Raw genomic sequence first — 8,987 nt, 5'->3', positions numbered from 1 at the left:
ACAGCTTGGCATTCGGAGAAGAGGCCGCGAAAGCTCGATCGGGGCCGTCCGCGCCGCACCATCGACATCTCTTCAGTGGGGAAGGATTTCTTCAGCCTGAACCATAGCACGTTCTCGGAATCGATGCTTGCCGTGGAGGAGATCGCGTCTCTCCTGTCCGGGGGCGTTCGGCCGCCCGATAGGCGTACCCACATTCTGATCGGGATGCCTGATGCCTCGGCGCCGACTTATTGGAAGTTTCCAGATTAGGACGTCTTCCTTCACTCAACGGTGTGTGCCCCCAGCGGATTGCCTGTGGCCGAACCCAGAAAGCAGGTCTCGGAGCCGATCCGAAAAATTCGGGTGTAAAACCGTGCGCTACTGCTTGGCGGATAAGCTCCGACGAGGTATTCGAGTTCTTTCTAAACTAAAAGTTGATTGATTCGCCGTGAAAGCCTTCTTCGCGTACCCATCGGTCGAAAAAGAAGTTGTCGCTGCAATTCGCGCAGCGTGTGAAGACTTGTCAAAGTCCAAGCGGCCTCGATCTTCATCTCTGGGAACAGAACGAAATCTGCGGGTTACCGCTGACCGATCCAATCTTCGAGCACATAAGAAACGCGGACTTCCTGGTCGCCGACGTCTCTGTTTTGAACTTCAATGTGACGTTCGAGATCGGATACGCTATCGGCCAGGGCAAGCGTGTCCACCTGACGCGAAACAGCAACATCAAGCGGGATGCAACCACGATCGACAAGATCGGCATCTTCGACACCCTGGGATTCGAAAGCTATTCGGACGCGGACGGTTTGGCACGGCACCTGCGGTCATTCGGAGCAGGTAGCCCCATCGCGGTACGAAGGCAGCTCAATACCAAAGCGCCCGTTTACCTGCTGCGGACCCCGCAGTCCAATCAGGCGATGCTCAACATCGTCGGCCGCATTAAGAAGTCAAGGCTAGGCTTCAAGGGATACATTCCAGACGACGAACCTCGCCTTTCCGCGCCTAAGGCGGTCGACGACATTGCTGCGTCGCTTGGAGCTGTCATCCCGCTTCTCCCCAGTCACTTCACCGACGCCGAAATCCACAACATCAGGGCGGCATTCACCTCTGGACTTGCGCTCGGGATGGAGAAGCCGACTGTGATCCTGCAGCCGCGGGGAGGCCCGGCGCCGCTCGACGTCCGGGACATTGTGAAGACTTATGATCGCGCCGACGACATTGCCGACATCATTGGAGAGCTTGCGCTCGATGTCACCGCGAGGCTTCAGGCGGACGATCCACTCCCGCTTCCTAAGGGAACGTTCCTTGCGGATCTCTATCTCGGCGACGCCGTCGCCGAGAACGAGTTCCAAACATTGGGCAGCTACTATCTGCGGACCGACCAGTACCAACGTGCGTCGCGCGGTGAGGTAAATCTTGTGGTCGGTCGAAAGGGAGCGGGCAAGACCGCACTGTTTTCGCAGGTGCGCAATCAGAAGAGGTCAAATAGCGCGAACGTCGTGGTCGATCTCAAGCCTGAGGGCTATCAGCTCATTCGGCTCAAGGAGGACGTCCTCGACTATCTTGCGGAAGGCGCGAAGACGCACCTGATCACGGCTCTCTTCGAATACGTCTTCTACCTCGAAATCTGCTACAAGTTACTCGAGAAGGACGCCGAACGTCACCTGCGCGACAATAGTCTGTACGCACCGTATCTGCGACTCCAGTCTGCGTACCGTACGGAGGACGGCACCGAGGGCGACTTTTCCGAGCGGCTCGTGGGCATTGCGCAGAACCTTGTCGACGCATTCAAGGCGAAGTACGACGAGACCGCCTCCCAGAGACTGAACGCGGCCCAGGTCACGGAGCTGGGCTACAAGCATAACATCCGCGACGTGCGCGACGCTCTGTCGGAATACCTGAAGTTCAAGGACAGCATATGGCTGCTTTTCGACAACCTCGACAAGGGCTGGTCCTCGCATGGTTTGACTGATAGCGACATCCTCATCCTCCGGGGCTTGATCGACGCCGCCCGGAAAGTCCAGCATCAGATGCAGAGGGAAAAGCACGACTTCCACAGCATCGTCTTCGTCCGAAACGACGTCTACCAACTCCTTGTCGAGGCATCAGCCGACTATGGTAAGGAAAGCCGGGCAACATTGGACTGGACCGATTCCGATCTGCTGAGAGAGGTCGTGCGGCGACGGCTTGTCGCCAACTCTCTCCCTGAGAACACGCCTTTCGAAAAGGTGTGGCTGGAAATCTGCGTATCTCATTTCCGGGGCGAGGAAACTTCCCAATTCATGATTGACCGCTCCCTAATGCGGCCGAGAAATCTGATCAAGCTGATTGGCCACTGCCGCGGTTTTGCAGTCAGCATGGGTCGTTCCAAGATTGAGGAAGCCGACATTGAAAAGGGCCTCAAGGCCTATTCGCTCGACCTGATCACCGAGGCGGACCAGGAACTCACTGACATCCTTGGAATGGACACCAATCTTATCTACCACTTCATCGGGGAGGGGAGAGAGTTCAACCGCGACAGGCTTGCCGAGATATTCAAGGGTGCAGGGGTCGCGGAGGAGACGACAGACGGCGTTGTCCGCTTTATGATCTACTACGGTTTCCTTGGAGTCGTCTCTCAGGGGAACCTGAAGTACATCTTCGACGTCGCCTACGACATGAAGCTTATGGACGTGCTGGTCAAGAAGGCTGGATCGGAGGCCGTCTATGTACTTAGCCCGGCCTTCGACGCCGCCCTTAACCTATGAAGCTGTTATCGAACCTCGTTGAGGTCTGTCGACGTCTCCCTCAGGCGTCTGACAGCTTCGATGCGATCACGATACCCGGCGCCGACGAACCGGCGGTCCCCGCGCCCAGCAATGCCAACCAGTCCAAGGCGTCGGTGGGGCTTGTCTCAGCGAAGATGCGGATTCAGAACAAGGACTACAAGCGCCAGATATTCAGCGACCGGGTGGAACTCGTGCCGACATTCAAGAACACGTCCAAGAAGACCGTGGTCGCAATTGCCCACACTTTGTCGGTCACCGACGCCTTTGGCGACAAGATCGTCGACGGAGTAAGCAAGCTAGACACTAAGATTCCGCCGGGAAGAACGGTCGAAAGGGAGACGTACTATATGTGGGAAGACAACCAGTTCATCCAGGGCGAGCCCTACGACAAGTTTGATCCTGCGATGAATCGTTCGCCACAGGTAGCAGCGGTAAATCTTTTAGATCTGTAACGCTTTCAGCATCGCCGCGATAATGACGGCGATGTAATTCTGTCGCTACGCAACGAGACCTTGTGCTCGTCGGCGATAACTGCGTCTCCACCCGGACAATTTGCGAGTGCGAACGGCGCATCCGCAAAGATGCCTCACGCACAATCAACGCAGTCCTTGGGTAAAATAATGTGGAATGACCTTCTAGCTCGGCCTTTGGCGCTTGGAAGAGTTCACGTGCTTTCGACCACTCACCCAAAAAGGGTTTTGTGGAAATCGCGGACAGAGATCGCTTGTAAGTTGCGAATCACCCAGAGTCGCTTTCCAAGTTGACGGGAAGCATGGCTATGGACCACGGCGACATTCGTCACTCCGCCAGCTACTCGACGGTAAAGTTCGTTGCTGCTGGCACGTCCGCCTTGCGAGCAATCAGAGATTGTAAACTGAGAATCCGACAATGGCCCGAAAGACATTCTTTTCATTTCACTACGCCGCCGACGTCTGGCGCGCCTGGAACGTTCGCAACTCATGGGTAGGCAAGCCCGACCATGTCGACGTCGGCTTCTTCGACAGCAGCGTATTCGAGGCCTCGAGGCGGGTTAACGAGGATTCGCTGAAGACATTTCTGCGCAAAGGGTTGGAGAACACTTCGGTAACATGCCTCCTGACAGGAACGGACACCTGGCAAAGGCGGTGGGTTCGATACGAGATCGCACGGAGCATCATCAAGGGCAATGGCCTTCTTACCGTCTACATCGATGGGGTCAAAAACCGGGAGGGGTATACTTCCAAGCGAGGCCACGACCCACTCGCTCAGATGGGGCTTTATCGGACAAACGGATCGATCTACCTCGCCGAATGGAAGAGCGGCAACTGGGTCAGGTATTCAGACTACGGTCTCGCTATTCCTGAAAGCGATCTTTGGTTCGCCGCGCCTAAGACCAACAATGTCGTCCAGTTATCGAACCACTGCATGGCGTACGACTACGCGCAGCAGAAGGGGCATGCCAATATCGGAGGGTGGATTGAAACGGCAGCGGGGCTCGCGGGGCGATGACGGTCTACGACCTTGCGATCCTCGGATCGCCTAGCGACCATGAGCGCGCAACTCTCGCCGATACGATCGGAGAGATGATCGCCGACTTCGGCTTGACGGTCGGATCGGAAGTACGCATTCACGACGGTCAGTCGGTTCGGAGCAGAGATCGTCGTAACGCGTTCGCAGCCGTCTATTTCGGCGGCGATACTGAGATTGACGTCGAGGTCGCGAACGAGCTGAAGGAGGCCAGCCTACCGATCATCCCGACAGTAGATCAGTCTGGCGATTTTGGCGTTCTCATACCCGGATCACTGCAGTTCGCAAACGGTCTTCGCCGTCGATCTGACGACACGGCGTTGGCGGAATTGTCCACGGCGGCATTGGAATGCGTCGGCCTACTACGTGCGCAGCGCCGCGTTTTCGTCAGCTATAGGCGAACCGAGTCCCGCGCGGCAGCGCTGCAATTGCACGACCTTCTCAACTCGCGGGGGTTCGACGTGTTCCTCGACACTCATGACATACGGCCCGGCGAACCTTTTCAGGAGGTCTTGTGGCACCGACTGGTGGATTCCGACGTCGTGGTGATGCTGGATACACCGAGTTACTTCGCAAGCCGATGGACGCGGCAGGAAATTGGTCGCGCACGCGCCAAGGAGATTCAGATAATTCGGGTGATTTGGCCCGAGCACACCCCGACTCGCCTCACGGACATGGCGGAGACGGTCTACCTGGATCCAGAAGAGCTGTTGGGCGCGGATGGCCCCATAGTCGACGCTACTGTCGAATCCATCGCGCTACGCGTCGAGCGGCTCCGCAGCATGAGCATCGCCGCGCGGTACATGTCCATCACGGGGAAGCTCAGAGCGGACGTCGAGAAGATCGGCTGCGCGGTCGAGGCAGTCGGCGCACATCGGGCGATCGCCGTGCGGCTGCTGAACGAGCGGTTGATCTGGGCGTATCCTATCGTAGGCATACCCTCCGCGGAAACACTCAACGACGTCGCGACCAAGGCGAAGAAGGCGGAGCAGGGCGAAATACCGGTTTTGGTTTACGATCACATCGGGATCCGCGATAGTTGGATCGCCCATTTGGCATGGCTCGACGAACAGATCAAAGCGGTGAAGACCATCCGGGTATCCGAGGCAGGATGGGCTCTAGCAGGAATGGACGAGTAAATGGCTGAAGCGATCTTCCTATCGGCGGGTGTTCCCGACCCACGGCGTGGCCCGGAGTTCGCCGCGACAGCAGACACTGTCGCCATAAACGCGGCGGTATCTGCCCTCGCTTACGTGGCACTAGGACGCAGGCGTCTCATCTGGGGAGGTCACCCCGCAATCACACCGATGATCCTCGTCATGTCCGAGGGGATGGGCGTCGACTACGCCGAGTGGGTCACCCTGTACCAATCCGAATTCTTTCAGGACGAGTTTCCCGAGGACAATGAACGCTTTCGAAACGTCGTCCTAACAGAGAAGTTGGAGCACGGCCGGGACGCCAGCCTCCAGCTTATGCGGGAACGCATGTTCAAGGAAAACGACTTCGCCGCTGCCGTCTTCATTGGCGGAATGGGCGGCATCGTCGCCGAATATGAAATGTTTTCGAAGCTTCAACCTAGCGCCAAAGTGCTTCCGGTAACCTCGACTGGCGGAGCGGCTCTCGATGTCGCTGCTAAGCTGAGCAACCTGCCGCCGGACTTCCAGGATCAGCGCGATTATGTGGCGCTGTTCCACGAGCATTTGAACATCTCAGTGAAGGAAGAGCGCTTCCGTGTGCCCGGTGACCAGCCCGTCGTGGTCGAAGAAAGATTCTGGCGTCCCACGCAATGATGTAAAACGCGCTCGTAGATCACGATGCCCACGTGCGTATCGGCGTCGGAGACGCCCCGGCCTACTTTAGAATCGAATTCCCACGGCATGTGACCTACGAGTGTGATGGCGCATACGCTTCCGCTTGCGTCGACATATGGCTACCGCGTTTCGTTCGCTGTCATCGACGCAGATCCCTCGACGTTGCAGACCTCTAATGCTGGTCGCGTGAACGTCGTTGGAACTTCACGACGGGCATGAGCTTTCCTTCGCCCGGCTCGTTCATTTACGAACAGCTCTACCCCGACATCTGTCGACTACCGGCTCAAGTGAACATCCCCATCCCGTCGCAGTAAGTGCGAAACGAGCTCGACGGATCTTGAAGCCGGCATGCCCGCGGTGAACGCAGGTTCATACCTAACGCGAAGAATTTTCCAAACCAAGTCTTTTAGGTGCAAACCATCGCGGGCTTACCAACCGTAACCTGCGCGTCCAGAACGGACCCTAAGTAAAATGGCGCACCCGACAGGATTCGAACCTGTGACCTTTGGAATCGGAATCCAACACTCTATCCAGCTGAGCTACGGGTGCATGCCTGAGGCGGTTTGAATCGCCTGTCCGATGGGTGGTTCTTAGCCTAGCTTGCGGCAGGCTTCAATCGCGAAATTCTCGGAAATACCGATGCTTGCGATTTGGCGGGTGTTTTTATCCGTCAGCCCGGTGAATGCATATGAAAACTCCGCCGGCCTTGCGGGCGGCGGAGCGGGTTGTCGTTGGCGGGGCGCCCGCGGCGCTCAGATCTGCATGGCGCCGGGGCCGGGGATCGCCTTGGGCGGCACCTTGCCGAGGATGATCATCCCCAGCACCTCGTCCTTGGTCACATCTTCGGTGCGGGCGTGGCCCACCACCTGGCCGTTCTTCATCACCGAGACGCGGTCGGCGAGGTCGAAGACGTCGTGGATGTCGTGGCTGATGAGGAAGATACCGATACCTTCCTTCTTCAGCTGCTTGATCAGTTCGCCCACCTGCGCCGTCTCCTGGGGGCCGAGCGCTGCCGTCGGCTCGTCCATGATGAGGATGCGGGCGTTGAAGAGGATGGCGCGGGCAATCGCCACCGATTGCCGCTGGCCGCCCGAAAGCGCCTTTACCGGCTCCTTGAAGCGCTTGAAGTTGGGGTTGAGCCGCCCCATCACCTCGCGCGCCGAGGCCTCCATCGCCACGTCGTCGAGCGTGCCCCAGCGGGTCTTCAGCTCGCGGCCAAGATAAAGGTTGGCGGCGGCGTCGACATTGTCGGCGACGGCGAGCGTCTGGTAGATCGTCTCGATGCCGTATTTCTTGGCATCGCGCGGATTGCGGATATCGGCCGGCTCGCCGTTGATCAGGATATCGCCGCTGTCGCGCTTGTAGGCGCCGGAGAGGATCTTGATCAGCGTCGATTTGCCGGCGCCGTTGTGGCCGAGAAGGGCCACGACTTCGCCGGGGTAGAGATCGACCGAGGCATTGTCCACGGCATGGATGCCGCCGAAGGAGATCGAGATGTTTTTCAGTTCCACGAGGGGAGTGCGTTGATCAGCCATGTTTAGGGCTCCTCTCACTTGGCACGGGAGCGATAGACGGTGTCGAGCCAGACCGCCACGACGAGGACGGTGCCGACGACGACGCTCTGCAGCGGTGTGTCGACATGCGCGAGAACCATGCCGGATTGCAGCGATTGCATGACGAGCGCGCCGAGCATGGCGCCGGCAATCGTGCCGGTGCCGCCCGCCAGCGACGTCCCGCCGATAACGGCGGCGGCGATGGTGTAAAGCTCGTCGAGCGTGCCCTGCGAGTTGGTTGCGGCGTTGAGGCGGGCGGTGGAAATCGCGGCTGCGATTGCCGCCAAAATGCCCATCAGCGCGAAGATGCGCACGGTCACCCAGCGGGTCTTGATGCCGGCGAGCTCCGCCGCCTCGGGGTTGCCGCCGATCGCAAAGACATAGCGGCCGAAGCGCAGCCGTGTGGCGATGAAGGTCATGATGATGCCGACGACGATGGCGATCAGCACCGGCACGGCGATGCCGTAGGGAATATCCAGGCCGGTTTCGGGCCAGGGAATATTGTTGGCCTCGGCATATTTCTTGGCGATGTTGATCGGCCAGTAATAGCTGTTGGCGATAGAGACGGCGCCGAGGATCAGCACGCAGCTGAGGGTGGCGAGGAAATATTCAGCCCATATCGGCCGGCGCGGAAAGCCGAAGCGGCGGCGCTGCCGGCGCGAGCCGATAATGCTGGCCACGACGAAGAGGCAGGCGGCGATGCCGACGATCCAGCTCCAGGTGGCGCCGATCGAGCCCTCTGCGCCGCCGCCCATGATGCGGAAGGTCTGGTCCATCGGCGCAACCGTCTGGCCGCTGGTCACAAGCCAGGTCGCGCCGCGCCAGACGAGCAGGCCGCCGAGGGTGACGATGAAGGAGGGAACGTTCAGGAAGGCGATGATGATGCCCTGGAAGGCGCCGATCAGGCAGCCTGCCGCAATGCCGACCAGCAGCGTGATCGCCCAGGTGAAGGGGCTGTCGAAACCGATATACTCCGGCAGGATTTTCGCCTGGGTCACGCCCATGATCATGCCGCAGAGGCCGAGCACGGAACCGACCGACAGGTCGATGTTGCGGGTGACGATGATCAGCACCATGCCGGTGGTCATGACGGCGATGTCGGTCGTCTGGACCGAAAGGTTCCAGAGATTGCGCGGGGTCAGGAACAGGCCGCCGGTGATGATGTGGAAACCGATCCAGATGATAACAAGCGCGCCGATCATGCCGAGCAGGCGTGTGTCGATCTCGGTCGCCCGGAAGAAGCGGGTCACCGGACTGGCTTCCGCCGCTCGCGGTCCGCTCGATGTCGTTGATTTTACCATTTCGGCCATGGGTTTGCCGTTCCCCCATTATGTTTGGACGGTGCGCCGGCGTGCCCAAAACTGTTGGCG

7 protein-coding genes and 1 tRNA gene are annotated in these 8,987 nt (G+C 58.9%); 5 read left to right on the top strand and 3 right to left on the bottom strand.

Annotated elements, in window-relative coordinates; all coding sequences use genetic code 11:
- Positions 1-467 precede the first annotated feature (467 nt).
- From HJB82_RS23435 to HJB82_RS23415, 5 genes are all read left to right on the top strand, one after another.
- Positions 468-2,726, top strand: a complete 2,259-nt coding sequence (locus tag HJB82_RS23435) for a P-loop ATPase, Sll1717 family (protein WP_221141613.1) — start codon at positions 468-470, stop codon at positions 2,724-2,726.
- Entirely contained in the window at positions 2,723-3,199 is a 477-nt protein-coding gene (locus tag HJB82_RS23430; RefSeq protein ID WP_221141610.1) for a hypothetical protein, read from the top strand. Before HJB82_RS23435 ends, HJB82_RS23430 begins: the two co-directional genes overlap by 4 nt.
- Positions 3,200-3,635: 436 nt before the next feature.
- On the top strand, positions 3,636-4,235 hold the full coding sequence (locus tag HJB82_RS23425; RefSeq protein ID WP_221141608.1) for a TIR domain-containing protein: 600 nt from the start codon (positions 3,636-3,638) through the stop codon (positions 4,233-4,235).
- On the top strand, positions 4,232-5,392 hold the full coding sequence (locus tag HJB82_RS23420) for a toll/interleukin-1 receptor domain-containing protein (protein WP_221141605.1): 1,161 nt from the start codon (positions 4,232-4,234) through the stop codon (positions 5,390-5,392). Before HJB82_RS23425 ends, HJB82_RS23420 begins: the two co-directional genes overlap by 4 nt.
- The gene (locus HJB82_RS23415; protein WP_221141604.1) at positions 5,393-6,043 is read left to right on the top strand and encodes a hypothetical protein; all 651 of its coding nucleotides are present in this window, start codon (positions 5,393-5,395) and stop codon (positions 6,041-6,043) included.
- Between the two features lie 493 nt (positions 6,044-6,536).
- Here HJB82_RS23415 and HJB82_RS23410 read toward each other — a convergent pair.
- The 3 genes from HJB82_RS23410 to HJB82_RS23400 form a co-directional block, all read right to left on the bottom strand.
- A tRNA-Arg gene (locus HJB82_RS23410) sits at positions 6,537-6,613 on the bottom strand.
- A gap of 203 nt (positions 6,614-6,816) precedes the next feature.
- Complete coding sequence (locus HJB82_RS23405) at positions 6,817-7,599, bottom strand: ATP-binding cassette domain-containing protein (protein WP_088672941.1); 783 nt, start codon at positions 7,597-7,599, stop codon at positions 6,817-6,819.
- 14 nt (positions 7,600-7,613) lie between these two features.
- On the bottom strand, positions 7,614-8,927 hold the full coding sequence (locus HJB82_RS23400; protein WP_221117694.1) for a sugar ABC transporter permease: 1,314 nt from the start codon (positions 8,925-8,927) through the stop codon (positions 7,614-7,616).
- Positions 8,928-8,987 lie beyond the last annotated feature (60 nt).

Origin of the sequence: Rhizobium sp. NZLR10, assembly GCF_019685125.1 — a bacterium.
Lineage (GTDB): Bacteria > Pseudomonadota > Alphaproteobacteria > Rhizobiales > Rhizobiaceae > Rhizobium.
The sequence above is the reverse complement of the archived record's forward strand: the minus strand, read 5'-3'. Positions and strand labels throughout refer to the sequence as shown.

Bases quoted from the DNA above. Each gene is read 5' to 3' on its own strand.
- HJB82_RS23430 (WP_221141610.1), top strand. From the start codon at position 2,723: ATGAAGCTGTTATCGAACCTCGTTGAGGTCTGTCGACGTCTCCCTCAG.
- HJB82_RS23415 (WP_221141604.1), top strand. From the start codon at position 5,393: ATGGCTGAAGCGATCTTCCTATCGGCGGGTGTTCCCGACCCACGGCGT.
- HJB82_RS23405 (WP_088672941.1), bottom strand. From the start codon at position 7,599: ATGGCTGATCAACGCACTCCCCTCGTGGAACTGAAAAACATCTCGATC.
- HJB82_RS23425 (WP_221141608.1), top strand. From the start codon at position 3,636: ATGGCCCGAAAGACATTCTTTTCATTTCACTACGCCGCCGACGTCTGG.
- HJB82_RS23420 (WP_221141605.1), top strand. From the start codon at position 4,232: ATGACGGTCTACGACCTTGCGATCCTCGGATCGCCTAGCGACCATGAG.
- HJB82_RS23400 (WP_221117694.1), bottom strand. From the start codon at position 8,927: ATGGCCGAAATGGTAAAATCAACGACATCGAGCGGACCGCGAGCGGCG.